30 protein-coding genes are annotated in these 26,022 nt (G+C 53.7%); 17 read left to right on the forward strand and 13 right to left on the reverse strand.

Features of this window, described 5'->3' with window-relative positions; translation table 11 throughout:
* Nucleotides 1-61 precede the first annotated feature (61 nt).
* The 4 genes from DFR37_RS10360 to DFR37_RS10375 all read right to left on the reverse strand — a co-directional run bounded on the left by DFR37_RS10360 (nt 62) and on the right by DFR37_RS10375 (nt 2,908).
* The gene (locus DFR37_RS10360; protein WP_113933162.1) at nt 62-1,045 is read right to left on the reverse strand and encodes an arsenic resistance protein; all 984 of its coding nucleotides are present in this window, start codon (nt 1,043-1,045) and stop codon (nt 62-64) included.
* A gap of 182 nt (nt 1,046-1,227) precedes the next feature.
* A complete protein-coding gene (gene arsH / locus DFR37_RS10365; protein ID WP_113933163.1) occupies nt 1,228-1,986 on the reverse strand; it encodes an arsenical resistance protein ArsH in 759 nt (252 codons plus the stop codon).
* 61 nt (nt 1,987-2,047) lie between these two features.
* Nucleotides 2,048-2,473 carry an arsenate reductase (glutaredoxin) gene (gene arsC, locus DFR37_RS10370; protein WP_113933164.1) on the reverse strand — a complete coding sequence of 142 codons (426 nt, stop codon included), beginning with the start codon at nt 2,471-2,473 and terminating at the stop codon, nt 2,048-2,050.
* Nucleotides 2,474-2,545: 72 nt separating this feature from the next.
* Complete coding sequence (locus DFR37_RS10375) at nt 2,546-2,908, reverse strand: ArsR/SmtB family transcription factor (protein WP_244960383.1); 363 nt, start codon at nt 2,906-2,908, stop codon at nt 2,546-2,548.
* A 225-nt stretch (nt 2,909-3,133) separates the two neighbouring features.
* Between DFR37_RS10375 and DFR37_RS23540 the strand changes: the two genes are divergently transcribed.
* The 11 genes from DFR37_RS23540 (at nt 3,134) to chrA (ending at nt 12,404) form a co-directional block, all read left to right on the forward strand.
* Complete coding sequence (locus DFR37_RS23540) at nt 3,134-3,424, forward strand: ArsR/SmtB family transcription factor (protein WP_429866785.1); 291 nt, start codon at nt 3,134-3,136, stop codon at nt 3,422-3,424.
* Nucleotides 3,425-3,550: 126 nt separating this feature from the next.
* Nucleotides 3,551-4,540 carry a PstS family phosphate ABC transporter substrate-binding protein gene (locus tag DFR37_RS10385; protein ID WP_113933166.1) on the forward strand — a complete coding sequence of 330 codons (990 nt, stop codon included), beginning with the start codon at nt 3,551-3,553 and terminating at the stop codon, nt 4,538-4,540.
* 92 nt (nt 4,541-4,632) lie between these two features.
* On the forward strand, nt 4,633-5,571 hold the full coding sequence (gene pstC, locus DFR37_RS10390) for a phosphate ABC transporter permease subunit PstC (RefSeq protein ID WP_113933167.1): 939 nt from the start codon (nt 4,633-4,635) through the stop codon (nt 5,569-5,571).
* Entirely contained in the window at nt 5,572-6,540 is a 969-nt protein-coding gene (gene pstA / locus DFR37_RS10395) for a phosphate ABC transporter permease PstA (protein ID WP_242341784.1), read from the forward strand.
* Nucleotides 6,541-6,571: 31 nt separating this feature from the next.
* The gene (gene pstB, locus DFR37_RS10400; protein ID WP_113933168.1) at nt 6,572-7,468 is read left to right on the forward strand and encodes a phosphate ABC transporter ATP-binding protein PstB; all 897 of its coding nucleotides are present in this window, start codon (nt 6,572-6,574) and stop codon (nt 7,466-7,468) included.
* A gap of 28 nt (nt 7,469-7,496) precedes the next feature.
* Nucleotides 7,497-8,189, forward strand: coding sequence for a phosphate signaling complex PhoU family protein (locus DFR37_RS10405; protein ID WP_113933169.1), 693 nt, complete (start codon nt 7,497-7,499; stop codon nt 8,187-8,189).
* 78 nt (nt 8,190-8,267) lie between these two features.
* Nucleotides 8,268-8,609 carry an ArsR/SmtB family transcription factor gene (locus tag DFR37_RS10410; protein ID WP_113933170.1) on the forward strand — a complete coding sequence of 114 codons (342 nt, stop codon included), beginning with the start codon at nt 8,268-8,270 and terminating at the stop codon, nt 8,607-8,609.
* 60 nt (nt 8,610-8,669) lie between these two features.
* Nucleotides 8,670-9,191, forward strand: a complete 522-nt coding sequence (locus tag DFR37_RS10415) for an arsenate reductase ArsC (RefSeq protein ID WP_113933171.1) — start codon at nt 8,670-8,672, stop codon at nt 9,189-9,191.
* Nucleotides 9,192-9,295: 104 nt separating this feature from the next.
* Nucleotides 9,296-9,775 (forward strand): arsenate reductase ArsC, encoded by a 480-nt coding sequence (locus DFR37_RS10420; RefSeq protein WP_113933172.1) that lies wholly within the window; start codon nt 9,296-9,298, stop codon nt 9,773-9,775.
* 97 nt (nt 9,776-9,872) lie between these two features.
* A complete protein-coding gene (locus tag DFR37_RS10425) occupies nt 9,873-11,159 on the forward strand; it encodes an arsenic transporter (RefSeq protein WP_113933173.1) in 1,287 nt (428 codons plus the stop codon).
* Between the two features lie 39 nt (nt 11,160-11,198).
* Complete coding sequence (chrA, locus tag DFR37_RS10430) at nt 11,199-12,404, forward strand: chromate efflux transporter (protein ID WP_113933174.1); 1,206 nt, start codon at nt 11,199-11,201, stop codon at nt 12,402-12,404.
* Nucleotides 12,405-12,459: 55 nt separating this feature from the next.
* Here chrA and phnE (DFR37_RS10435) read toward each other — a convergent pair whose 3' ends face one another.
* The 8 genes from phnE (DFR37_RS10435) to DFR37_RS10470 all read right to left on the reverse strand — a co-directional run bounded on the left by phnE (DFR37_RS10435) (nt 12,460) and on the right by DFR37_RS10470 (nt 20,376).
* Entirely contained in the window at nt 12,460-13,269 is an 810-nt protein-coding gene (gene phnE, locus DFR37_RS10435) for a phosphonate ABC transporter, permease protein PhnE (RefSeq protein ID WP_113933175.1), read from the reverse strand.
* On the reverse strand, nt 13,245-14,057 hold the full coding sequence (phnE, locus tag DFR37_RS10440; protein WP_113933176.1) for a phosphonate ABC transporter, permease protein PhnE: 813 nt from the start codon (nt 14,055-14,057) through the stop codon (nt 13,245-13,247). Before phnE (DFR37_RS10440) ends, phnE (DFR37_RS10435) begins: the two co-directional genes overlap by 25 nt.
* 11 nt (nt 14,058-14,068) lie before the next feature.
* Complete coding sequence (phnC, locus tag DFR37_RS10445; RefSeq protein WP_113933177.1) at nt 14,069-14,899, reverse strand: phosphonate ABC transporter ATP-binding protein; 831 nt, start codon at nt 14,897-14,899, stop codon at nt 14,069-14,071.
* A 12-nt stretch (nt 14,900-14,911) separates the two neighbouring features.
* Nucleotides 14,912-15,916, reverse strand: coding sequence for a phosphate/phosphite/phosphonate ABC transporter substrate-binding protein (phnD, locus tag DFR37_RS10450; protein ID WP_113933178.1), 1,005 nt, complete (start codon nt 15,914-15,916; stop codon nt 14,912-14,914).
* Between the two features lie 112 nt (nt 15,917-16,028).
* Nucleotides 16,029-17,294, reverse strand: coding sequence for an MFS transporter (locus DFR37_RS10455; protein ID WP_242341782.1), 1,266 nt, complete (start codon nt 17,292-17,294; stop codon nt 16,029-16,031).
* A gap of 13 nt (nt 17,295-17,307) precedes the next feature.
* On the reverse strand, nt 17,308-18,393 hold the full coding sequence (locus tag DFR37_RS10460) for an ArsO family NAD(P)H-dependent flavin-containing monooxygenase (protein ID WP_379881340.1): 1,086 nt from the start codon (nt 18,391-18,393) through the stop codon (nt 17,308-17,310).
* 48 nt (nt 18,394-18,441) lie between these two features.
* On the reverse strand, nt 18,442-19,758 hold the full coding sequence (locus tag DFR37_RS10465; protein WP_113933181.1) for an NAD(P)-binding domain-containing protein: 1,317 nt from the start codon (nt 19,756-19,758) through the stop codon (nt 18,442-18,444).
* A 123-nt stretch (nt 19,759-19,881) separates the two neighbouring features.
* Nucleotides 19,882-20,376 carry a MarR family winged helix-turn-helix transcriptional regulator gene (locus DFR37_RS10470; RefSeq protein ID WP_113933182.1) on the reverse strand — a complete coding sequence of 165 codons (495 nt, stop codon included), beginning with the start codon at nt 20,374-20,376 and terminating at the stop codon, nt 19,882-19,884.
* A gap of 337 nt (nt 20,377-20,713) precedes the next feature.
* Here DFR37_RS10470 and DFR37_RS10475 point away from each other — a divergent pair, with 337 nt between their 5' ends.
* The 4 genes from DFR37_RS10475 to DFR37_RS10490 all read left to right on the forward strand — a co-directional run bounded on the left by DFR37_RS10475 (nt 20,714) and on the right by DFR37_RS10490 (nt 23,877).
* Nucleotides 20,714-21,076: a helix-turn-helix domain-containing protein gene (locus DFR37_RS10475; protein ID WP_113933183.1), complete on the forward strand. Its 363-nt coding sequence runs from the start codon at nt 20,714-20,716 to the stop codon at nt 21,074-21,076.
* Between the two features lie 605 nt (nt 21,077-21,681).
* On the forward strand, nt 21,682-22,017 hold the full coding sequence (locus tag DFR37_RS10480) for a helix-turn-helix transcriptional regulator (RefSeq protein ID WP_346724941.1): 336 nt from the start codon (nt 21,682-21,684) through the stop codon (nt 22,015-22,017).
* Nucleotides 22,018-22,135: 118 nt separating this feature from the next.
* Entirely contained in the window at nt 22,136-22,834 is a 699-nt protein-coding gene (locus tag DFR37_RS10485) for a DUF6088 family protein (RefSeq protein ID WP_113933184.1), read from the forward strand.
* Nucleotides 22,831-23,877: a nucleotidyl transferase AbiEii/AbiGii toxin family protein gene (locus DFR37_RS10490; RefSeq protein WP_113933185.1), complete on the forward strand. Its 1,047-nt coding sequence runs from the start codon at nt 22,831-22,833 to the stop codon at nt 23,875-23,877. Before DFR37_RS10485 ends, DFR37_RS10490 begins: the two co-directional genes overlap by 4 nt.
* Nucleotides 23,878-23,882: 5 nt before the next feature.
* Here the strand turns inward: DFR37_RS10490 and DFR37_RS22815 are convergent, their stop codons facing one another.
* Entirely contained in the window at nt 23,883-24,086 is a 204-nt protein-coding gene (locus DFR37_RS22815) for a hypothetical protein (protein ID WP_147251609.1), read from the reverse strand.
* A gap of 161 nt (nt 24,087-24,247) precedes the next feature.
* Between DFR37_RS22815 and DFR37_RS10495 the strand changes: the two genes are divergently transcribed.
* Together DFR37_RS10495 and DFR37_RS22820 are read left to right on the forward strand one after the other, a co-directional pair.
* On the forward strand, nt 24,248-25,555 hold the full coding sequence (locus tag DFR37_RS10495; protein ID WP_113933186.1) for a tyrosine-type recombinase/integrase: 1,308 nt from the start codon (nt 24,248-24,250) through the stop codon (nt 25,553-25,555).
* Nucleotides 25,556-25,571: 16 nt separating this feature from the next.
* Nucleotides 25,572-25,817 carry a hypothetical protein gene (locus DFR37_RS22820; RefSeq protein ID WP_147251610.1) on the forward strand — a complete coding sequence of 82 codons (246 nt, stop codon included), beginning with the start codon at nt 25,572-25,574 and terminating at the stop codon, nt 25,815-25,817.
* Nucleotides 25,818-26,022: the final 205 nt, after the last annotated feature.

The following is a 26,022-nucleotide window of genomic DNA, read 5'->3' on the forward strand; positions in this document are numbered from 1 at the left end:
CTGAGGGAGCGGTGAATTAGAGCCTCCTGATGGGGTCTAATGATTTCCGGCCTTTTTGTGTTTACTTGGAAGCTTGCGGCGCAGCATGAGCGGCACCGCCCAGTTTTGCAATCAAACGTACATAGATGAGTTCACTAATTAACTCGACCAGGGTTTGTGTGACGATGATTGCCGGCAAGACGGGGATGGCCCCCGGAACAGCGAGAGCAAGCGGCAATACGACCAGAGAATTACGCGTTCCGGCACTGAAAGCAACGGCTCGTCCGGCGGCGGGATCAAGGTGGAATAATCGGCCAACACTCCATCCGATGGGTGGAGCAGTCATGGCAAAGAGGATATAAAACGGGATCACGCCCAAGGCTGCATCGGTGGCTGGCCCGATCTGCGGCAGGACAGCCAACACGACAATGAACAAGACGACGGCGGTCGCTGGTACGGGCAAACACCCAAGTGCCTCGGATGCATTTTTACCACGGAGGCTTCGAGCCGCCCATAGCTGCATGGCACCCGCCATGGCGAGCGGAGCCGCAATTAACCAGACAAAGGCATGGACGAAGGGACCGGGCTGAACGAGGGCTACGGCATCGTGCCCGAGGAACAGTCCCAGATAGACTGGTAGCAGCAGCATCTGCACAATTAAGAGCGTGGGAGTTGCCGCCAATAGCAGGCGAGCATCGGCTCGCCCCAAGTGCGAGAACGTTACTACGTAGTCGATGCACGGCGTCAGCAACACCAATAAAACCCCTAGTCGCACCAAGGGATCGGGTGGCAGGAATTGCACCACTACAGCAACCAAAAGCGGAACGGCCACAAAATTCGTGGTGAGTAATGCAGCCAGAAACCGACCGCGAGTGATTGCTCGGCGAAGGTCGGCTAAAGGCACTTGCAGGAATGTTACAAACAACATAACAGCGAGCGCGGGATTGATGCCAGACTCAAGTGCTGTGGTACCAGGCACTAACAACACGACCAACACAGCTAAGGCAACTGAGCCAAAATAGATGCCGACTTGGTGCTTTTCGAGTAACTCTCTCTTGATGTGCATATCCCTGTTTCGCTCCGCCATACCAAATTACGTGCATATTACTTGGATGACGGAACGTCAATACGTAACGCCATAATAGCGTTACTCTGAATCCGGTCGGGGACAACCATCCAAACATGGCCTACTCGCCCCAGACGTCAACATCCAAAGCGCGGTCCGCCACAGCCGAGCACCGTTGTCCTTTAGCTGCTCATGGTTTGCGTTTCTTGCTCCATGGCGCGCTGCGCCAAGCGGGCGACCTCGGCAGCCACGCCCTTGCGTTCGCTATACCGATCAGTCAAATAATCGCTGCGGTCTCGAACCAGCAAGGTAAATTTCATCAGCTCTTCCATGACATCCACGACGCGGTCGTAGTACGGCGAAGGTTTCATCCGTCCGTCCTCGTCGAACTCCTGGTAGGCCTTCGCCACCGATGACTGGTTCGGAATCGTCACCATGCGCATCCAACGGCCAAGCACGCGCAGCGCATTGACCGCGTTAAAGGACTGGGAGCCGCCGCTGACCTGCATCACAGCCAGGGTGCGGCCTTGCGTCGGACGCACGCTTCCCACCTCCAAAGGCAGCCAATCGATTTGGCTCTTGAACACGCCTGTTAAGGTGCCATGACGTTCGGGGCTGCACCACACCTGCCCTTCCGACCAATTCGACAGTTCCCGCAGCTCAAGGACTTTAGGATGATCGGCAGGAACGCTGTCGGGCAGCGGCAGACCCTGTGGATCAAAAATTCTTGTTTCGGCGCCAAAGCAGGTCAGGATGCGTGCGGCTTCTTCAGTAAGCAGTCGGCTATACGAGCGTTCGCGCAACGAACCGTAGAGTAAAAGAATGCGGGGCGAATGCGTTGCCCCACTCGACAGGGAAAGCTTGTCATGAGTGGGCGTATCCAATAGGGTCTCGTCGACTATTGGCAAGGTCAAATCGGCGGGTGAAGAATAGCTGGTCATCAATACTCTCAAACTAACAGAAGAAAGAACATGCTGAGTAACGTTGGGAGGAGCAGTATCGTTAACGCACGCGTTGGCCGCGCTCATCGATGACAACTTCCCCGTCCTCTTTGGTGAAGGGCCCTTGTTGGGCTTCTAGAAGAATATCCAACACCATCTCCGAAGGCCGGCACAACCGTACCCCCAATGGCGTAACAACAAAAGGACGGTTCATCAGGATAGGGTGCGCTTGTATCGCATCGAGCAATTGCGAATCCGTGAGTGCCATATTATCCAGGCTCAACTCTGCGTAGGGTGTTCCCTTCTCACGTAGCACCTGACGCACCGTTAACCCGGCCCGTTGAATTAGATCAACAAGCGTTTCGCGGGATGGCGGCGTTTTCAGGTATTCGATGACGGTGGGCTCTATACCGGCATTACGGATCAAGCCCAGCGTGTTGCGTGAGGTTCCGCAGTCGGGATTGTGATAAATCGTGATGGTGTTCATGGGAGTCCTTTTTTAACAGCTGAAACGCTTGCTTTATCACATTGAGCGCTTCAGTCACTATGCATGTAAGTGCTATCGCCGTGATTTCGCCCCACCATCTTGTTCAATGGCGGTCGTATTCGACGCACTGTCAGCTTTGTTATCAACCGTACCGGCACAACACTCCAAGGTAAGAAAATTGATGACCTTCAACATCAGCGGCAGATTGGCCTGATAACGTATGTACCTACCCTCATGAGTTGCCATCAACAAATTGGCTTGTGTCATCGCTTTTAAGTGGAATGACAGACTTGTTGCGGTGATACGAAGCTGTGTGGCAATCTCGCCGGCCACACATCCGTGCGGCGCGTTGCGAACCAACAGTTTATATACATCCAAGCGCACGCCAGAAGACAGGCATTCAAAGACGGCGATGGCAGCGTGCATATTGATCATACCCGCAATTATACAATAATCATTGAATAGTTGAAATATGGAAACAATTAAATCGATCTGAGCACCAAAACGCAGTTGTCACACTATTGTCATATATACGGTTCATTATTTCATCAATTCTCGAACGGTTGGATGACTATGACGATGCAATGCGACCAAGAGGCACCAAACTTTCGGCAAAAAGATTGCCCTCCGCCCGATAAAAACGATAGATGCCATCCTTTTATGGCCCTTAAAGCCTTGACTCAACCCACAAGAATGGAGATCTTTCGCATGGTGCACAGCTCTGCCGATGGAGAGTGTGCGGACGTTATTGCAAGCCGATTTTCAGGTCCTTTAAGCAACATTTCACTGCACTTGGCTGTTCTCTCGCGCGCTGGACTAATCGTCGGTCAGCGCCAAGAACATGATGTTGTCTACCGCTCGAACCCCCAAGCAGTGGAGGACTTGTTGTGCTACGTCCTGGGTATTAAGACGCACTGGCAGTTTGCCCCAGGCGCACGGCGCCATGACTAAATGTGACGGATTGTCATAATCATGTCATTTTGATGTTTCATAATTTGTCGATGGATAGATATCCATGCAAGCCAGTGGCGACATATGTGTCGGCGTTGGATTCTTTATCAAAGCCAGGAGTTTTTAATGAAATTTAACGTATTCGTCGGTGCAGCCGCTCTTGCTCTTACCGGTACCACATCGGTTGCTTACGCTCAGAATGTTCCCACAGTTCTAATCGACGGCTCCAGCACTGTGTTTCCCATCTCCGAAGCAGTTGCCGAAGAATTCCAGAAAGACCAAAAAGGAAAAACCCGCGTAACAGTCGGCGTTTCAGGAACGGGTGGCGGATTCAAGAAGTTTTGCCGTGGAGAGCTTGACATCACTGGAGCTTCGCGCCCCATCAAGAAAAGCGAAATGGAACTGTGCGCGCAGAACAACGTCGAGTATATTGAAATGCCGATCGCCATCGACGCCTTGGCCACCATTATTCACCCTGACAACAAGTTTGCCGAATGCCTGTCAGTTGATGAGTTAAAGACCATGTGGGCGCCCGAAGCTCAAGGCAAAATCACAAACTGGAACCAGATTAACCCGAAGTTTCCCGATGCGCCATTGGTTTTGTTCGGGGCAGGCACGGACTCCGGAACGTATGATTACTACACGTTCGCCATCGTCGGCAAAGAACACTCCAGCCGCGGCGATTTCACCGCTACCGAAGACGATAACGTCACCGTACAAGGCGTTTCGCGTGACCAGAATGCTCTGGGCTTCCTGGGCCTGGCGTATTACGACCACAATAAAGACAAGATCAAGCGCGTCGCGATTCGTCAAGCTGACGGCTCATGCGTGTTGCCTTCGGTCGAAACGGCAGTTGACGGCACCTATCAGCCTCTAACTCGCCCGATTTTCTACTATGTCGATAAATCGAAAGCCGACCAAAAGCATGTTGCTGACTATATCCACTTCGCTTTCAATCCCAAAAACCAGCAAGCGCTTGTCAATGAAGTAGGCTATGTTTCATTGCCTGAAAACATCGCAGTGGCCGCAACCAAGAAGTTTGATATGCGTACCACCGGCACCCATTTCGGTGGTGGCTCCAAGGTCGGCGTAAAAATGGAAGACTTGGTTAAATAATCAAGCAAGCCTGAAACCTTGGCCGTCCTTGGGGCTCAGCACTACGCCTCCAAGGTCGGCCATCTTAATTTTATGCAACGTGGAGTATCCGCATGGATGACGCCATTGCTCGTCCCCCCATCCACCGTTTTATGCCAACGCCGGCGTATCGCGCGCGCCGCCTTGCCATGGATCGGATCAGCCGCATTGCCATGTTTTGTGCGGCGGCGCTTTCGGTATTGATCACCACTGGCATCGTCTACGTTCTGGTATCAGAGTCTTGGGGCTTTTTCACCACAGTGCCGCTGCTGGACTTTCTTACCGATACGCAATGGACGCCTGTCTTTGCCAATCCCCGATTCGGTATTTGGCCTTTATTAACGGCCACGCTGTGGGCTGCCGGCATTGCTTTACTGATTGCCATCCCCCTCGGTACCGTATTAGCCATTTACCTCAGTGAGTTCGCGCGCCCCTCGGTCAGGGAGACGGTAAAACCGTGCTTGGAGATGCTCGAAGCCGTGCCCACGATTGTATATGGGTATTTCGCACTCTTGGTCCTTACGCCCTTTTTTCAGAAGTTCATCCCGGGACTTGGTGGCTTCAACCTCTTGGTGCCGGGAATTGTCTTGGGCATTATGATTTTGCCGTATGTCGTTTCAGTAAGTGAAGATGCAATGCGCGCCGTTCCAGGCTCCTTACGCGAAGGCGCCTACGCACTAGGCATGTCACGCTTGCAGACAGGACTCCGGGTTATTGTTCCCGGTGCATTCTCTGGCATTACCGCCGCGTACGTCTTGGGAATGTCCAGGGCTGTTGGGGAAACCATGGTACTCGCAGTTGCTGCCGGCCAAGGACCGAATCTCACGTTAGACCCGCGCGAAGGCGCCGCGACGATCACTGCTTATATTGTTCAAATGAGCTTGGGCGATTTGCCCCATGGATCATTGGCGTATCAAAGTATTTTTGCCGTTGGCTTGGTGCTGTTCTTGATCACGTTGCTCTTCAACGTAATTGGCTATTACTTGCGTAAACGCTATCGCGAGGTGTACTAAATGACGACGCAAATTCAAACTGAACTAACGCCGATGCAAGCAGCAGCGCCTGAGAATGAACAGGAACGCGATCGTATCATTGCGCGCAAATCACGACGATCCGACTGGTTTTTTGCGGCCGGAGGGCTCATTGTTCTCTTTCTTTCAATGGGCCTGTTGCTAGCCCTCTTGTTTGATCTTGGTTTCAGTGGTGCCAGTCGAATCGATTTTGAATTTCTAACCAGTTTCCCCTCTCGCCGTGCCGAAGATGCAGGCATCCTTTCCGCTTGGGTGGGAACCACGCTGGTCATGATTGTCACTGCAATTCTTTCAGTACCGCTCGGGGTAATGGCAGGAATATACCTTGAGGAATACGCTCCAAAAAACTGGGTTACGACACTTATTGACATCAACATCAGTAATCTCGCGGGCGTACCCTCCATCATTTATGGCTTATTGGCGCTAGGCCTGTTCGTCTATATGTTTGACATGGGTTCAACGGTATTGGTGGCGGGCATGGTTTTGGCGCTGCTCATACTCCCAGTCGTAATCGTATCCACTCGTGAAGCGGTAAGAAGCATTCCACAAATTACGAAAGAAGGCGCCTACGGTATTGGCGCGGACAAATGGCAAACCGTTGCTCATTACATCCTACCGGCAGCGCGTCCAGGCATACTGACGGGCGCGATCGTAGGGTTATCACGAGCGGTAGGTGAAACGGCTCCGGTCATCACCATTGGGGCCCTAACCTACATCGCATTTTTGCCTAATTCGCCTCTTCAGTCAGAATTTCCATTCCTTAATTTTGACTGGCTTAACTCGGCGTTTACCGTCATGCCGATACAAATGTTCAATTGGTTATCGCGCCCACAGACCGATTTTCATATTAATGCCGCGGCAACGGGCCTTGTGTTGATCATCATGACGCTTTTGATGAATCTCATTGCCATCGTTATCCGTTATCGGCTACGCCGACAAAACGTCGCATAGAACGCACGTTGACATCTCTCTAAGGTATCCCATGAGCGAACTCGCACTCCCCACACCTCCTATTGAAAAGCACCGCCCTTCGTTGTCTCGAGCACCTGCCTCAAACATTGATGAGGATGAAAAGGAACAAGGACTAACGGCCCCTCCTGTGCTGGTGCACCCTAAACGTGAGTTGCGGGCTGATGTCCGCAAGCTATCGTTTTGGTACGGAGATTTTCAAGCCCTACATGCCGTCAATCTTCCCGTGGTAAATAATGGGGTGACCGCACTCATCGGAGCTTCGGGATGCGGCAAAAGCACCTTGTTGCGCTGTTTCAACCGCATGCATGATCTATACCCGGGCACTCGGTACGATGGCGACATCATGCTGCTACCCGAAGAAAAGAATATTGTGAGTGTAAAAATAGACCCGATTATGGTTCGGCTACGTATCGGCATGGTGTTCCAAAAGCCAAATCCGTTTCCAAAGTCGATCTATGAAAATGTAGCGTCAGGATTACGAGTGCGGGGGATTACTCAACGGGCTGCGCTGGATGAACGAGTGGAGTCCTCGTTACGCCAGGCGGCATTATGGGACGAAGTAAAAGATCGGCTTCACCAATCTGCACTAGGATTATCGGGTGGACAACAACAACGGCTTTGCATTGCAAGAACACTTGCTCCTAATCCTGAAATCATTTTGTTTGACGAACCCACCTCAGCGTTAGACCCCATTGCTACCGCCAAGATTGAGGATCTGTTTCACGACCTACGCTCCGACTACACAATTGTCATCGTGACCCACAATATGCAACAAGCAGCACGTATCTCCGACTATACGGCGTTTATGCACTTGGGTCGAATGGTCGAATTCCAGGCGACAGACGATTTCTTTGTTAATCCATCCCATCTGCGAACGGAACAGTACATTACGGGTCGCTTTGGGTAATTCAGCTTGTATATAAGGAGTTCACACAGTGAGTAATCCGCATACGGTACGTGCCTATGATCAAGAGCTCGCTGCACTAAGCGAAATCTTGATGCAAGTCGGCCATTTCGTCGTCGATGCATTCACGGCGGCTTCCAAAGCGTTATTGCACAAAGATGTACTTGCTGCGCAAGAGGCGATCCAAATCGACGGCCAAATAGATGAGCTATGCGCTCAGGCGGATAAGGATATTTTGTTGCTCATGACAAAGCGCCAGCCGATGAGTCAAGATTTGCAGGAAATATTGGCGGCCATGCGCAGTGCAAACGAGTTTTCGCACATCGGCGATTTAGCGCGAAATATTGCAGAGCGTTCAACCCAATTGCACAGCCCCACTCCTGCCGACAATCTTCATCAAGGCCTTGAAACCTTGTCCATGATGCTATCGGATTTCCTCTCAAGAGTGTCCCTTGCCTATGCATCAAAGGACATTCCAGAGCTGAAAGAGCTATGTCAGGTGGACAGGCTAGTCGATGACGCGTACGCACAAATATTGGACATCATTATCATTGGGCTGGCAAATCATCCCGATCGAACGGGCGACTTGACGCACCTACTTTTTTGCCTTAAGAACATGGACCGAATCGGTGATCATATTTCTCACATCGCTCAAACCCGATATTTGGCATTGACAGGTGCTTTACCGGAGCATGTGAAGCACCACGCTCCAACGGATCCCTAATGCATACTTGGGTTTGCCTCCTCTCGCTCTCGGGTTGCTTGGCTGGTGTTATTTCGACAATTCAATTAATATAGTTTCATGGAAACTAAATTCGCTGTTAAAGCGCTTGCCGCCATCGCGCACGAATCCCGCTTGGCCGCCTACCGCACCCTCATGCAGGCCGGCCCAGAGGGACTGCCGGCTGGTCAATTGGCTGAGATGATGGGGATTGCACCCTCTTCGTTGTCCTTTCACCTGAAAGAACTCGTTAATGCCGATCTTTTAACCTCGCGCCAAGAGGGACGATTCGTTTTTTATTCAGTTAAGTACAACTCGATGACAAGTCTGTTGGCGTACCTAACCGAAAACTGCTGTGGTGGCAACCCGTGTACGTCCGTCCGAAACGACATGTGCGCCAATACCCAAGACGCAACGCAATAAACATCACCGCTGGTTCCACAAAGTCAACGGTCCAGTTAATCTAGTCGTGGAAGTATTATTATGTCGGACAAAATCTATAACACCCTCTTCCTTTGCACAGGCAACTCAGCGCGCAGCATCATGGCAGAAGTGTTGCTTAATCATCTAGGCCGGGATCGTTTTAGGGCGTACAGCGCTGGCAGCCACCCCGGCGCCCAGGTGAATCCCCTTACTCTTGAAGTCCTTCAGTCGACTCGTCTGCAAGTAGAAGGCTTATGCAGTAAAAGTTGGGACGAGTTTGCTCGACCAGGGGCGCCTCAATTGGACTTTGTTATCACCCTTTGTGATAGTGCAGCCGGAGAAGTATGCCCTGTGTGGCCGGGCCAACCGATTACCGCGCATTGGGGGTTTGAAGACCCATCGGCTTTTGAAGGAACAGCCCAAGAAAAGCGTGAATTCTTCGACAAAATCTTTCGTCAAATTGCAAATCGCATCAAGATTTTCAATAGCTTGCCATTGACAAAGCTGGATCGTGTGGCGATTAAGCGCGAGCTCGACGCACTGGGCGATCGGGTAACGCAAACAAGCACCATCGCTCCTTAATGACTCTATGCGCGTGAAAAGGGCCCTTCAACGTGACCGCCCTTTAGCGGCGGGCCTGAGTCTCTTGTCAGAAACACCTTCCCCACCTCTTTTGTACTGCACATATGAACGTCCTTTTCCTATGCACGGGTAATTCGTGCCGCTCTATCCTGGCCGAAGCCACTTTCAATCATCTTGCCCCCGCTGGCTGGAAGGCCATGAGTGCTGGTAGCCAGCCCACAGGCCAAGTACACCCTAGGTCTTTGGCGTTGCTTGCGCGCGAAGGTATTTCAACAGACGGCTATTTCAGCAAGTCTTGGGATAATCTGCCGCTGACGCCCGACGTGGTCGTCACCGTCTGTGCCAGTGCAGCAGGCGAAACCTGCCCTGCGTATCTGGGACCGGTCATACGTACTCATTGGGGCGTCGAAGACCCTGCCTACGCCACCGGTACCGACGCAGAAATCGACGCGGCGTTCAATACGGCGTATCGCATTTTGCGCTGCCGTATTGAAGCATTCCTGGCTTTGCCACTTACAGATTTGAAAAGTGACCCGGTACGCTTGAAAACCGAATTGGATCGCATCGGCGAGCTTCTTCCTTAATCTTAATGCATCGCCGCGAGCGTTTGCGAATTGACGCTTTGATTCTCAATGTCCCTCCCCGGGGCGCCTTCCCTTTTGCCGTAAAGAGAGACTCCACGTGCTTGCTGCGCTATTGATTTTTATTGTCACCATCGTCCTGGTCATCTGGCAGCCACGCGGCTTGAACATAGGCTGGAGCGCTTCAATCGGCGCCTTGCTCGCGCTGGTTTTCGGCGTGGTCAGCTTGAGCGATATTCCCGTCGTCTGGCAGATCGTATGGAACGCGACCGGCACATTTGTGGCCATCATTATCATCAGCCTTCTGCTGGATGAAGCCGGCTTTTTTGAATGGACTGCATTGCACGTCGCCAGATGGGGGGGCGGGCGTGGCCGTCTCTTGTTCGCGCTGATCGTCTTGCTGGGGGCTGCGGTATCCGCGTTCTTTGCCAATGACGGTGCAGCCTTGATCCTGACGCCCATCGTCATGGCCATGCTGTTGGCTTTAGGTTTCACGCCCGCCGCAACGCTGGCTTTCGTCATGGCGGCAGGCTTTATTGCCGATACGGCCAGCCTGCCGCTCATCGTGTCCAACCTGGTCAATATCGTTTCGGCGGATTTCTTCAATATCAGCTTTGCGCGATACGCCGCAGTCATGGCTCCGGTCAATGTTGTTTCCGTTGTCGCCACCCTGCTGGTTTTGTTGCTGTATTTTCACCGCAGCATTCCGGTTCGCTACGACGATAGTCAGCTCAAGGAACCGAAAGAGGTGATTCGCGATCTGGCGACCTTTCGCGCCGGTTGGGTGGTGCTAGGGTTGTTGCTGGTCAGCTTTTTCACCCTTGAAGGCTTCGGTGTGCCTGTCAGCGCCATTGCGGCCCTGGGAGCGCTGGCACTGCTTATCGTTGCCGGACGCGGGCATAAAATCAGCACCCTCAAAGTCGTGCGTGAGGCGCCTTGGCCTATCGTGATTTTCTCGCTGGGCATGTACTTGGTCGTTTATGGTTTGCGCAATGCCGGGCTGACGGACATGATCGCCAGCTTACTGGATTATTTCGCCAGTCATGGCTTGTGGGCGGCTACGCTGGGCACGGGCGTGCTGACCGCCCTGCTATCGTCCATTATGAATAACATGCCAACCGTTTTGGTCGGCGCGCTATCTATCGACGCCAGCCAGGCCACAGGCGTAGTCAAAGAAGCCATGATCTATGCCAATGTCATTGGCAGCGATCTTGGCCCCAAAATCACCCCCATAGGCAGCCTGGCCACACTCCTGTGGCTGCACGTCCTGGCACGCAAGGGCATGGTGATCACCTGGGCTTATTACTTCAAAGTGGGTATTGTGCTGACCTTGCCGGTGTTGTTCGTTACCCTGGCAGCACTTGCTGTACGCCTGGGTGCGTTATAAAGTCGCTCCTTGACTGATGTCTGCATATTAAGAGCGATCATGCCCGATACCGCAGGAACTAACCGTAGCCCTTGGGCTGTCTTTCTGATCTTTCTTCGACTGGGTCTTACCTCTTTCGGTGGCCCGGTTGCACATTTGGGTTACTTCCACGATGAGTTCGTGACGCGACGGCAGTGGTTGAGCGAGCGCAGCTATGCGGATTTAGTGGCGCTCTGCCAATTTCTGCCGGGGCCGGCCAGCAGCCAGGTCGGGATCGCAGTGGGGCTGTCCCGCTCCGGCTATGCCGGAGCGTTGGCCGCGTGGGCGGGCTTCACTTTACCTTCAGCGATTGCCCTGATCCTGTTTGCGCTGGGCATGGCCAGTTACGGGGACGCCATGCCGCCCGGTGTGCTGCACGGGCTTAAGGTGGTGGCTGTGGCTGTGGTGGCTCAAGCGGTATGGGGGATGGCCCGCAAGCTTTGTCCTGATGCATCGCGCGTTACCATCATGGCGCTCGCGGCCTGCCTTGTTCTTCTGGTGCCGTCCGCATGGGCTCAAGTGGGCGTCATCATCATTGCTGCGATCATCGGCCTTCTGTTTTTCAAACCTCAGCAAGGTTCAGAGCACGACCCTCTGCCGATTTTAATCAAGCGCCGAACTGGGCTGCTATGGCTGGCATTGTTTTTTGCGCTGTTGATAGGATTGCCGTTGCTGTCGGCCGTATCATCGAGCCAGGCGCTGTCGATGGTGGATGCTTTCTACCGCGCGGGGTCACTGGTATTTGGCGGCGGGCATGTTGTATTGCCGCTATTGCAAGCCGAAGTCGTGCCCGTCGGCTGGGTTGGCAATGAATCTTTTTTGGCGGGCTACGGCGCCGCGCAGGCAGTCCCCGGCCCTTTGTTCACATTCGCGGCTTTTCTCGGCGCCTCGATGAGCAGCACGCCTTCCGGCTGGTTGGGCGGTCTGATTTGCCTGTTGGCGATCTTCGCACCATCCTTTCTGCTCGTGGTGGGGGCATTGCCGTTCTGGGAGCACATTCGCCGTAACGTCCGCACGCAGGCTGCGCTTTTAGGCGTTAATGCTGCCGTGGTTGGTCTACTGCTGGCTGCCCTTTATCAGCCTGTATGGACGAGCGCGATTCATGCGCCGCAAGACTTTGGCTTGGCCCTTGTGGCGCTGGTCGCACTCATGTTCTGGAAGCTGCCCCCATGGTTGCTTGTGATCGGCAGTGGTGTCGCGGGCTGGTTGCTAAGCGTGGTTCTATAAGGTTCCGGATAGCCCATCGGAGCCAGGCGCCTGCAGTGAACAGCTAGCCTGGTGCTCAAATAAGCCGCTGGCGTACTTTTGCGGTGACCCATTCGCTGACCACAACGGTGGCGAAGATCACGATCAGCAACATGAATACTTTCGGCCAGGCCAATGTGCCTAGAGCCGATTCCAGCTTGACTCCTATGCCGCCGGCGCCGACCAGCCCCAGCACGGTGGATTCCCGTATGTTGATATCCCAACGAAATACGGTCACCCCTGCCAGGGTTGGCGCAATTTGCGGAAAGACACCCCAGGCCATGACCTGTGCAGAACCTGCTCCTGTGGCGGTAATGGCTTCCACTTGCTGGGTATCGATCTCTTCTATCGCCTCGTAAAGCAGTTTACCGATGAAGCCGATGGAACGCAGGGCAATGGCGACCACCCCGGCCAATACGCCCGGCCCCAGAATAGCCACCAATAGCAAGGCCCAGATCAAGGAGTTGATCGAGCGCGACGCAACAATAGCCAGCAAGGCAAAGGGCCTGATCCAGGCCGTGCTGGGTGTGGTATTTCGCGCCGCTAGAAAGGCAATAGGTACGGCGATGAGCGTACCCAGCAAGGTGCCTAACGTGGCAATATTTAATGTTTCCCACAGCGGCCACAGCAGTTCCCGGGTGTAGCGCCAATCCGGAGGGAGCATCCTGGCGCCAATATCGGCGGCCTGCTTGGGCGCGTCAGCCACAAAGGACCAGATGGTGTCTTGGGTCATGACTTGAAAGGCCCACGATACCAAGGCCAGTCCCAGGACCCAGGCGGCAAACACGAGCAGATCTTGCCTCGGGCTGCGCACGCGCCACGTTAGAGTATTTTTTTGCGTATCCATCCCGATCCGTACTCAGCGAGCATGACAATGGCGATAATGACGATAAGAATAGCGGCGGCGGTATCGAACTCGTAGCGATCCATGGCGGTATTGAGCGTGGCGCCTATACCTCCGGCCCCAACAATGCCAATGACTGACGACTCGCGAAAGTTGATATCCAGGCGATAAAGCGACAAGCCCACCAAGCGCGGCATAATCTGCGACAGCACGGCAAAATCCAGCACTTGCGCGGTTGACGCACCGGTTGCGCGCAGAGCCTCCAACTGAGCCCCCTGCACTTCCTCGATGTCTTCGGCCAGCAACTTGGCGAGAAAACCGATGGTGGCGAACGTGAGTGTCAGAAAGCCCGCGAAAGGGCCGAAACCGAACATGGCGACCAGCAGTATGGCCACAATGATCTCGTTCAGCGTCCGGGAAACCGCAATGAATCCTCTGCAGAACAGGTATATCCCGGCGGGCGCCACATTGCGGGCAGCGCCTAGGGCAAACGGTATGGACAGTACAATCCCCAGCGCCGTTGCAGTGATCGCCATGGTCAGGCTTTCCCGAAAGCCCAGCAGAATGTCCGAGTATCGCGACACAAAGTCGGGCTGTACAAAGGCGGCGATAAATTTCCCGCCACGCACCAACCCTTCCGAAACCCGCGCCCAATTGACGTCCAATGAAAGTATGGCCAGGGTCAAATAAAACATGACGCCCAGCAGTAAGCTATGGCGCAGCCAGGCGCGGGCGATGAATGGCGGCTTGCGCCAGGTGTCCGGCAATGTTGATGAGCTCAAGGTAGACATAATGTAAACGTCTAGCCGACAGCGGCCAGCGACGCCATTTGATCGTCAAAATCGTTGGCGATGGTGCTGGTGTTGCCAGCCAGACGATCCGTGATGCTGGACCAGTCTTCGTCCCCGTAGATGTCGGTCAACACCTTGTGATCCACCTGCGTGGCAGGACCGTCATAGACCATCATGCCCTGCCGCAAGCCAACTATTCTGGGCAGGAACTCCGTGGCCAGCACGACATCGTGTATGTTGATAATGGCAGCAAGCTTATGCTCGGCGCACAATGTCAAGATCAACCGCATAATCTGCCGGGATGTTTTCGGATCCAGGCTGGCCGTGGGCTCGTCGATCAACAAGAAGGCGGGCCGCTGCATCAAAGCCCTGGCAATGCCGACGCGCTGGCGCTGCCCGCCAGAGAGCGCGTCGGCACGCTTGTTTTCCATGCCGGCAAGACCTACACGTTCAAGCAGAGAATAAGCCAGCTGGATATCTTTCGAGGGAAATCGCCTGAACCAACTTGGCCAGAATCGGGTGTACCCCAATCGCCCCGACAGCAGGTTTTCCATGACCGTCAAGCGTTCTACCAGCGCATATTCCTGAAAGATCATGCCGATTTGACGCCGGGCCATTCGCAGACCCTGCCGTCCGGCATGAGCCAGATCCTGGCCATCCAATAACACCTGGCCTTGTGTCGGCTCAACCAATCTGTTTATACAGCGTATTAGTGTAGATTTACCCGCCCCTGAAGGGCCGATCAAGCCCAGCACTTGCCCTGCGGGAACCGACAGGCTGACCCCACGCAAAGCGGGGTCGCCGGTTGGATAGCGCTTGTGTAGTTCTTTGATTTCCAGCACGGTATCGGCGCTTTACTTGCAGGTATAGGCCACGCCCATCGCACGATCGATATCGCGCACCACCTGCCAGTATTCTTTGTAGGTGATAGGCATGAATTTTTCTTGTGGCGGCTGGGCAGTGTTGAACTCCTTGGCCAGGTCCGACCCTTCCCATTCAAATGTAAAAAAGGCTTCTTTGACTTTTTCCGCCAGTTCCGGCTTCAGGTTGTGTGCATAACCATATCCGGTTGTTGGGAAGGTTTGCGACTTGTAGATAATATTGAACTGTTCAGGCTTGACGGTACCGCGCGCTTCCATGCGTTGCTTGACCGAATTGGCCACTGCGGCGGCCGGATAATCCTTGTTGGCAACACCTAGGATGGAGTTGTCATGCTTGCCCGAGAACATCGGCGTGTAGTCTTTGTCCGCTTCCATTTTGAATTGGTCGCGCAGCAGGGCCGAAGGCGCCTTGTAGCCGGAGTTGGATGTTTCCGATGTGAAAGCCATGCGCTTTCCCCGGATATCTTCGACCTTCTCGATGCCGCTGCCGGGATGGGTGATGATTTCCATTTCGTAGCCGAACTTATCATCCTTGGACACCATCATCGTAAAAGGAACGAAACCTGCACAATTCACCGCCAGCGGGTTGGAGCCTGTATTGAAGCCGGCTACATGCAGACGGCCGGCGCGCATGGCTTCCAGTTGAGCCGCGTTGCTCTGAACCGGGAAAAACTGAACTTTCTTGCCGGTGACCTTGGACATATGCTGGATAAAACCGTCCCACACCTTGGCATAAACCGCCGGATCTTCCACGGGGGTGTAAGCAAACACTAATGTGCTGGGATCCACCCACTCTTTGGAATCGGTAGGTGCATCAGCGACCAGATCGCCATCTTTGTCCTGGTAGCGAGCGTCCATCGCATGCGCGGCACTGCCTAGCAATGCCGCAGCCGCCAGGGCGATAGCGGTAAACAACTTGTGTGGCACAAAGGAACTTGTATGTGAAGCGGCGGGCTTCAATTTAAGGGCGGCATTCATGGTTATCTCCGTTTGCAATGCCGACACTATATGAATGGTTTGTTTCAGGCGTGTGACTAATGACTACATAACCGAGATTGCGGCCGGAGCAGATACGCGTGGCTTTATTGAGTTATGGGGAATGCGGCAATTTGACACGACTGGCCCATGCCGCCAGCCAAAAACTCAAGGTAAGGAGTGCGGCGCAGGCGGCAATAGACCACACTACGACGTCATAGGACATTGTCCTCGACCAAAGCCATGCGGCCACTAGGGGCGCTACGGCTCTGGCCAGCGTGCTGGGAAAGGTCAATAGGCCATTAATTGCGCCATAGGCCCTGCGGCTGAGCATTTCAGGCACTACCAAGCCCCGCACAATGGTAAAAATACCGTTGCTGGCGCCGTATACAACGCATGCCGCGGTAATAACCCACATGCTTGAAGGCCCAATCGCTAAAACGATAAACACCAAGGGGAATACCGCAACGACAAAGGTTCCGATACGCCGCATGGATGTTCCGGAGCCAAAGATGCTGATCAGGACCCGGCCCGCCACTTGGGCCGGCCCTATGGTGGCAATGGCCCAGACCACATTGCTGGTCGACAGCCCCCCTTCAAGCAGCAGCGGATACATGTGAAAGGTGAACGCTGTGAACGCGCCGGCGTAAGCGGTAAGTGCCAGCATCAACAGCCAAAAAACCGGCGTATGAAACGCTGCCCTGACTGCTTGCTTATCGGTGGCAAGCGGGCTCTCATGGTGGGATTGATTAAAGTGCACAGCATCTTTTTCGGACCGAATAAATCCAAAATGTGCCACCGCGCAAACCAGCCCATTGATAAGGGCTAACACCAGCAGGGCCTCACGCCAGCCCCAATGGTCCAACAAGAACTGCACTAGGGGTATAAATACAGTGCTGGCAAAACCACCCCACAATGTTATGGCCGTAATGCCTGCTCGAGCCCTGCCCGCTCCGACGCGTCGGGCAATTACGGCAAAAGCGGGTTCGTATAACGCCGCTGCCTGCAAGCCACCGATACCGGCAATAAGCAAATAAAACCCGATCAGACTATCGACCTGCGACCAAAGGGCCAACAGCACCGCCGCCATGAGCGATGCACCGCCCATCAGCATCCTGCCGTGGCCTTTATCGACGGCAACACCGACTGGGTAGGCGAGAAATCCGGCGATCACCAGTCCTATCGTTGCGGCACCATACACGTCTGTCTTGGACCAGCCCAGCTCGGCCATCATGGCCTCAGCAATCAAGGGGAAGCTGTAGTACAACGACCCCCATGCGCAGATTTGTCCGATCCCCAGCGCCGTGATCAGTGCGTACGGACTCTGCGTTGAGCCTGACGGCCTGGACAAATCCTGCATCTCTACATCAGTATTGGACATGATCGCGTTTGTTCTAGGATTGTATAAACGCTTGGGTTTCCAGCACCTGGGCCACTTCAAGAGCCGTGGCTTTGGCATAACGCATTACGCCGACCAGTGTTGCCGAAGCGAAACCAGTCCATTCGCCATAACCTACCAACCATAAACCAGGCACGTCTACAGACTGAGTTCCGGACAGGGCTATTTTTCCATCAACGCCAACAGCGCCCAGCGATTTCAGGTGTTCCAATGCCGGCCGAAACCCGGTGCACCAAATGACTGCATCGGCTACCGTGTGCGACCCATCTTGCCAGATCACGCCCCTGTCCGTGAACTCACGAAATGGACGTACTGAATGCAAAGCACCACGGTCGCGCGCAGCTTTGACTGACTCCACCATGACCACGTCGCCTAAGCCACCAGGCGGATCTTGTAATATGCGCCCTTCTTGCTGCGCCTTCCATTTGGCGGTTGCCCGTTCGAACAGGACACGGCCATCCACATCGTCCGGCAGGAAAATTGGTTCCGTTTGTGTTACCCATGTTGTCTTGGCCACACGCGATACCTCGGCCAGAATCTGAGCACCGGAATTTCCGCCTCCTACTACGAGCACCGTCTTGTCGGCAAATGGCGCCGCGTTGCGATAGCGTGCTGAATGTATTTGCAGCCCGGTATAAGAGAGATGATTGGGATAGGCCGGGATAAAGGGATGGCTCCAGGTTCCCGTCGCGCTGATGACTGCGCGGGCATGCCATACGCCGCGATCTGTATGCACTACAAAGCCATCTTCGCCTCGTAGAACGTCCGTCACCGATACCGGCCTCTCTATCGAGAAATCGTACCGTTTTTCATACTGCGCTAAATACTTCACGACGTCATCGCGCTCTGGATAGCCAGACACAGCCGGCATACTCCAACCGGGCAAGGAACTCCACTGCGCAGGAGAAAACAGATGCAAGGATTCCCAGCCGTGGACCCATGCGCCACCCGGTACGTGCCCATTATCCAGTATTACAAAGCTTAAAGAAGTGCGCCTTAGAAAATACGCGATAGCCAGGGCAGACTGGCCGCCGCCAACAATCACGACATCGAATGTTTGCCCGCTTGTACCGGCTGATATGCTTTTCGAGCACAAATGCTGTCCTTGTTCTGCCATAACTGTTTTACCTTATGCCTCTTGTGCACTCGCAGAGCTGCAAGCAGTGGTTGATCGGCAGCCCGTGGGCTGTTCGATCACATCGAGAAATTGGGTACTGCACACGCCTGTTTCGGGCAGAACCAGTTCGGATCTTCGTGCAGAATCCCAATCGCCTGCCAAAGCCGCCGCTATCGAACGCATCTGCTCGTAGCCGGTCAGCATCAGAAACGTCGGTGCCCTGCCATAGCTTTTCATGCCGGTAATGAACACTCCCTCATCAGGATGTGCCAACTCTTGAACGCCATGAGGGCGCACAGTGCCGCAACTATGTTCATTAGGATCGATCAAAGGCGCTAGCTTAACGGGGCTGCCTGTCGCCGGATCGAGCGCCAGACGTAACTCGGCCATTAGCTCAAGGTTTGGTCGAAAGCCCGTGGCCACGACAATTTCATCCACTGGAGGCAAAGCCTGCTCCATACTGTGTACGATGATCCCCTTTGGTGAGGACGTAATCTTATGGATCCTGATGCCTTGATGAAGCTCAATAGCACCCTCGTCCAAAAGCTGGCGTATTTTCAAGCCGAGCTTGCCGCGCTGTTCCAGTTGATCGTTCTTGCCTCCGCCCAAGATACGTTCTAATGAAGTACCGCGGATGGCCCACAACACGCGGGTGCCTGGCGCAATACGCGCAAGCGCAACCAAATCCTGAAGGGCGTTAAACGCAGAGTGCCCAGCGCCCACCACCAAGACGTGCCTATCGCTATAGCGATGACGTGCACTACCCAAAACATCGGGAATGCCGTAGGCAATGTGTGCACTATTTTCTTTCTCGCCTAATGCTGGAATACCATGTGCTCCCATCCAGTTAGGTGTTGCGTAGGTCCCGGAGGCGTCGATCACCGCGCTGGCCAACACGTCACGCTCGCCATCGGGGCCGGCAACGCGCAATAAAAAGGGAGTCGAGTTACGGCCTTGGGTTTTCATGACGTCGCGCTCTACCCGGCTTACTGCCAAGACACGACTGTTCAAGTGTAAGTGTGGTTCGATTTCCGGTAGCTTAGACAACGGCTGAATATACTGACCCAGTAATTCTTGGCCAGTTGGGTAGACATCCGGTTGCGGTGTCGTCCAACCACTGGTTATCAATAAGCGCTCTGCCTCCTTGTCGATATTAAAGCGCCAGGGAGAGAACATCTTGACGTGCCCCCACTCATTGATACTGGCTCCGGCCTGCTTACCTGCTTCCAAGATCAATGCGGTAAGGCCTCTGCTTAGCAAATGCGCTGCAGCAGCAAGTCCAACAGGACCTGCACCAATAATGGCGATAGGATGTTTGATCTTATCCATGAACACTCCTTACGTTGATAGCAAAGCCCTTCTATCAATATGCTGGCTTCACATTTAAGTTGGTAGTAACAACATATAAGACAAAAAAACTTGATTGCGTGCGTCAAAAAAGACGGCAGTTCGTCATGCTAGTTCCGTGGCTGTTTCAAGCGCACTATGGGTTCGCTCGCCATATCGCGCCTCGGCTGCCCGCGTAAGCCGCCTTAACAGCGCAAGCGAGGCCTGACGCACTTCTGGAGACAGGCTTTCAATCATCGCTCGCTCCTCTGCGATCAAGTCTGAGCGGATCGTTTTATATAACTCTTGCCCTGCTACAGTCGCCTGGATCCGGATCGCCCTGCGGTCGTCCTCATCCTCGATGCGAATGACATACCCCTTACGCTCTAAGGCGTTAACGACTCGGCTTGCTGTGCTCTTATCCAGATACATCCCTTCAGCCAGTGATTGAAGCCGCAATGAACCTTGCTTGACGAGCATTTCCAACGCATAGCATTGGGTCACCGAGACGTCGTAGCAGCAAATATGGCCGCGATCTCGAAATTGATAAACACGCACGAGATCATTGAGTGCCTCATATAAGCTCTCCGCATCGCGTGTTAGTAAATCCTGATTCGACATGGTGCTCTCACATATAATTGGTACTAACAACTATATGTGAATTTTCTGCTCAAGACAATAAGCGGAAGGCCGGGCAGTCAAATAGCGCGCTGACGTACTGTTACGCACACCACTATGATTACAAACAAAAGGTCAGCACCTGGCATCTAATGATCGAAAAGTCATATTCTTGACAATATTTGTTTCTCACACCGTCTCATTAAATGCCACAATGGCCCACTACAATTACTTATCCATTAGTGATCTCCATAATTGCCAATAGATAAGCAATGCTCTATAAGTATATATATACTTACAAAATACTTACTTGTTACGTACCCACCAATTGAAGAACTCCATGAACCCGAGTCCTATAAACAGCATTGGCGCACGCTTACTTGCCGCACGTAAGAAGCGCGGCCTATCGCAAGAAGCATTGGCCAAACTCCTCAATCCCCCTATAAGCCAAAGCGCCATCGCCCATATTGAAAACGGTCGCAACGAGACTTCTCGTCACATCGTTTGGATTGCAGCAGCGCTTCATGTTCGTGCTGAATGGCTTGTTACTGGAAAGGGTGAAATGTTTGAGATGGAATGGCCATGGCCGGAAACCTCTAGGTATACGCTGGAGGAACTGCCTGCTCCCGTACTGGAAGATATCGGTGACTACATAAAGATGAAAATCGGCCAACAAACCAAACACAGCAAAAACCACGATTAAGCATCAACAACCTGTTGGATTCAGCCGTCAACAATCGCTCAAGATACAAAAACAAACAAAAAAATACCCGAAGCGCCCTGTGTTCCACAGCGAACCAGGGCGATTCTTTTTGTGTCATTCCAAAGCGTATTTTGCAGTTTTCCGCAGATTTTAATCTCCCAGATGACTATTTATTATTACTTGGATATTGACTCTTTCAAGTGGATACGTAATGATTACAGCAATCCCGCTCTTTAACAACACAACACCGATAAATACCGCGCCCTGTCCGGCAACGGGCGGTGTGAGTGCGCGGCTACCCGTTACGCCAGCATTAAGCGGGGCGACAAGCACCTGGGTAGGAGTAAAGCAGGTGAAAAATCATTGCTCTCTTGGGCCGGTAGCGACTGGCAGATACCGAGGGAAGTAGATGACGTTCCGTGACAACGGACGCCGGTACTGCCAAAGGCAGGCCAAGCTCGATGGATGGCGCGTAATCCATTGATGACAGCGGCAAAGACCGCAGTTTTCAGCATCCCGACGAACCACAATAGTGGGCCAGCGGCGGGCTCTACCGAAAATGATCCAAGCAACTGACCCTATCGCGGTATCTTGGCGGATCAGTCATGAAGGCGCTGACCGCGCCTGCTTTGGAAAGCATCCTGGGTGATGCCACCCAGGGTGCTTTCCAAGGTTTTATGGAGGAAGTAATGAAGGAACAGTCCCTGCCAAACATCTTTGGCTACTCATCAACTAGACACCAGACCCTGCAGCAACCTGATCAAGCACTTCTGTATCGGATTCACATAGCTGAGGCGAAACTTGGAGTGTCACGATCAACCATCTACCGACTGGTCAATGAAGGCGAGCTGGTACTTATTAAGATTGGCAAACGCTCCAGTGGCATCACCGCAGCCAGCCTACATGCTCTTATTGAGCGAAACAAGGCACTTGCCAGTTAGGCGAGCACGCCATTAGTGGCTCAGCCTCACTAATTTAGTCCGAAAAAGAATCACAAACTTCGGACAAATTTGCATTTTGTCCGAAAAAAAGCTACAAATATCGGACAAAGGTGCCCCTATGAACGATCTCAAGACTCGGATCATGGCTCACATCGATGAAGCGCTGCCTGGCCAAGTGTGGGTGCCAGCCGACTTTTCCCAATATGGCAGCAGAGACGCCGTGGACAAAGCGCTTCAACGCTTGGTTACGGCGGGCCAGTTGCGCCGCATCGACCGTGGGCTGTATGACCGACCCAAACTAAACAGTCTGACCAAAAAGGCAACAGCCCCAGACTACCGCGCCGTCGTGGATGCCATCGCACGTCGCGACCAACTGCGCCTGCTCGTCGATGGCATGACTGCCGCCAACGACTTAGGCCTAACGGACGCCGTGCCAGCCAACGTCACCATCCACACCGATGCACGCCGGCGCACCATTCAACTCGGCAACCTGACGATCACGTTTAAGCTCACAGCGCCCAGTCGCCTATATTGGGCTGGACGGCCCGCTATGCGTGTGGTCCAAGCACTGTACTGGCTGAAGGACACCCTGCCCGCAGACCAGCCCCGCATCGTCAAGCGGCTGTCCGAACTGCTGGATGACCCCGAACAAGGAGAAGCGATACGCCGGGACTTGTTGACGGGCTTCAACACGTTGCCAGCATGGATGCAGGCCATCGTGCGCGAACTGCCGGGCTGCGCTGTACCGGACGCCGAAGCCTCTACATCGCTCCCCGGTACCACCGACCATCGGATGCACATTGACACTTTTGCATGAATCCAAATTTCCATACCATCATTCAGGCCGCTGACGATGAACGGCGCGGGCTGTTCCTGACGACTGCTGCTCGCCTGGGCACAGCTGTCCAGAATGTTGAAAAGGACTTCTGGGTATGCTGGACTCTGGACGCGCTGTTCAATGGCCTGCCGCCAGACGGCCCCCGCCTGCTATTCAAGGGCGGCACATCATTGTCCAAATCATACGGCCTGATTTCCAGATTCTCAGAGGACATCGACATCACCGTATTCCGCGAAGACATCGGCGAACCCGCTGAAACTGCGGAATTGGACGCCTTGAGCGGCAAGCAACGGCGCATCCGCCTGGAACGCATCCGCACCGCATGCCAGCACTATGTTGCTGATAGCATGACGACGCAGATCCACGCAATCGCAGCTAACACCATAGCTACCGATCAATTCCGCTTGGAACTGGACCCGGACGACCCAGACCAGCAGACTCTGCTGTTCTGGTACCCCGCTGTGACAGCTGCACCTGGCGACTACATTCGTTCCGCCGTGAAGATCGAGGCTGGAGCCAAATCGGCTCTGGATCCACATGAAACGGTCGTGGTGTCTCCCTACGTTGCCAACGACCTGCCCGAATTGAATATGGCCGTACCCAACGTGACGACCGTTAAGCCCGAACGCACCTTCTGGGATAAGGTCATCATTCTGCATGGCCTGCGCCAATGGCATGATCGCAGAGGCCTATTGCGCCAAGGCGGCCAACGCGTGTCCCGACATTATTACGATGTCCACCGGCTCCTTCAGCATCCCGACGCAAACGTATGGATCGCAGATCGCCTCCTTGCACAGGACTGCGCGCAACATGCCCGGCTATTCTTCGGCAGCACTGACCTGCGTCTGGACATAGCAACACATGGTTCTTTTACCCTATCGCCATCGGATGCCATGCACGACGCATTGACCCGAGATTACCAAGCGATGAGCGGCATGATCTTCGGGCCATTTCCTGCCCTCGATGAAGTGCCTCACGTTGTCGCTGAACTGGAGCAGCGCTTAAATACGAATCTCACATAAGCAGTTTATGAGCGCGCGACATCAACTGCACTCACCGTTATGGGCATATTGGAATCGAACCACGGGCCGCTTTCGTTGTTTTTTAGCACCTGTACCCCAGCTTGTACCCCACCGTTCCCATTCAATGGAGAAAGCGCATGGAGACTGGCTTCAACCGCGTCGATTAGATTCCGCCCCAGGCCACCAACGATTTGTTCTTTGAGTTTCATTGCAACTTAGCGAGACTCTAGAAAACCAAACAAATCAATGGCTTCTGCATCACACCATCGCAGAAAGTCTCAAGTGGTCGCAGTGGGTTTCACATTTGTCACCCCCCTGGCTATTACCCAAAATATCGTTGGGTAATAACTACGGAATCAGGGTACTGCAAATGCTGACCACCAAACAAATTGAAGAACTTCACCACGACGGACGCGACCGCTTAGTCGCAGATATCTCCGGTCTTTTCCTACGCATACGCCCTTCGGGCAAGTCTTGGGCGTTTCTTTACACCCATCCCACATCAGGCAAGCAGGTACGCATATCCTTTGGCACATATCCAAAGGTACAGCCCACTACTGCGCGACAACTGGCACGAGATGCCTTCCAACTCATCGCGATTGGCAAAGATCCCCAAAGCGAAAAGCTGGAAAAACGTCAAGCTGCTCGGCTGCGAGATCTCGCTAACTTCGAACAAGTTGCTCGCGACTGGCATAAGCACGCTACCGCGACACATGAATGGACGGCTGGCTACAGCCACCGCGTCCTTCGCATGATGGAGCTGCATGCCTTCCCGCGCCTAGGGAAGCTGCCAATCGGGCTTATCACGACCACAGATGTATTGGATACCTTGCAGGCGGTTTCGTCCTCCGGTACCCGTGAGACGGCCATCCGGCTGCGGGAATCAATCCAGCGGACATATCGCCATGCTGTCACGCGCAATGTACTGCTGCCCGCTGAAAACTTCATGGCAAAAGGTGTCGCAGACTTTACCTTGCCAACACCGCGCGTCAAGCATATGGCTGCGATTCTCGATCCGGTAAAGCTTGGCCGACTGATACGCGATCTGGATGCCTATCGCGGCAGTGCGATCACCAAGGCTGCCCTGCACCTCATGCCGCTGATTTTTCAGCGCCCAGGCCAAGTCCGACAAATGCTGTGGGAGCAACTTGACCTGGACGCTGCCATCTGGAGCTGCCCAGGAATTCAGGTGAAGCAAACAAAAACCCGGCGAGCCCAAGGTGGCGGAGCGGATCACATCGTGCCACTACCTTACCAAGCAGTCGAAACCCTCAAGGGTCTGCAGAATATTACCGGCCCCACCGGGCCTGTTTTCAGAAGCATCAGCCGACGCTCTGAGAAAAGTCGATTTATGTCCGACAACACCGTTAACGCAGCCCTAAGAAGCCTTGGGTACTGCACACAGGACGAAATCACCGGCCACGGTTTCCGTGCGACTGCTCGAACACTAATTCGTGAGCGTCTTGGCTTTGATGTTGAAGTCATTGAGCGTCACCTTGCTCATGAGTCCAAGGAGGAACTCGGAAGCGCCTATGATCGAGCACAATTCGAAGAACAGCGCCGCCAGATGATACAGGCGTGGGCTGATTACCTTGACCAGTTAAAGAGCCCGAAGGAGCAGTCGGTGCAGACCCAAAGCGATGACACAATTGCAACACCTATGCTTGATGCTAACTAGAAAAAAAGGGACTTTCATGGCGACATTCACCACTTATTACCGCGCAACCAGCCCCAAGGAAAATATAAGGGAGGTTGCGCAAAAACTTAATTCGTCCGTAGGCGATGTATTAAAGGATGGATACTCTGTGCTGTCCATAACCCCTCATGTAGGTATCGTCGATGGCGTTTCTTGCACAATTGGCTACACCATTTTTGTGACTAAGAAAACGCCAGAAAAAAATACGCGATCTGATCCCCTCCCCATGGTTATCGCCGTCTGAGAAAGCAAACCGTTGTTGACCGCGTAGAAAAGCCCGCATGGCGGACTTTTCTGTTTAGTCGTCGTCAAAGATACTGCATAGTGCATTTGCCGCTGTATCTGCTGGCTAGCTGTTAGCGCCGATGTAATACTGACCCACTGCGCCGGAGTAAAACTGACCCACTTGGGCGAATATGGTGGCTTTTTGGCTGCCGGATATGTTGACC

Origin of the sequence: Eoetvoesiella caeni (assembly GCF_003315175.1) — a bacterium.
Taxonomy (GTDB): Bacteria; Pseudomonadota; Gammaproteobacteria; order Burkholderiales; family Burkholderiaceae_B; genus Eoetvoesia; species Eoetvoesia caeni.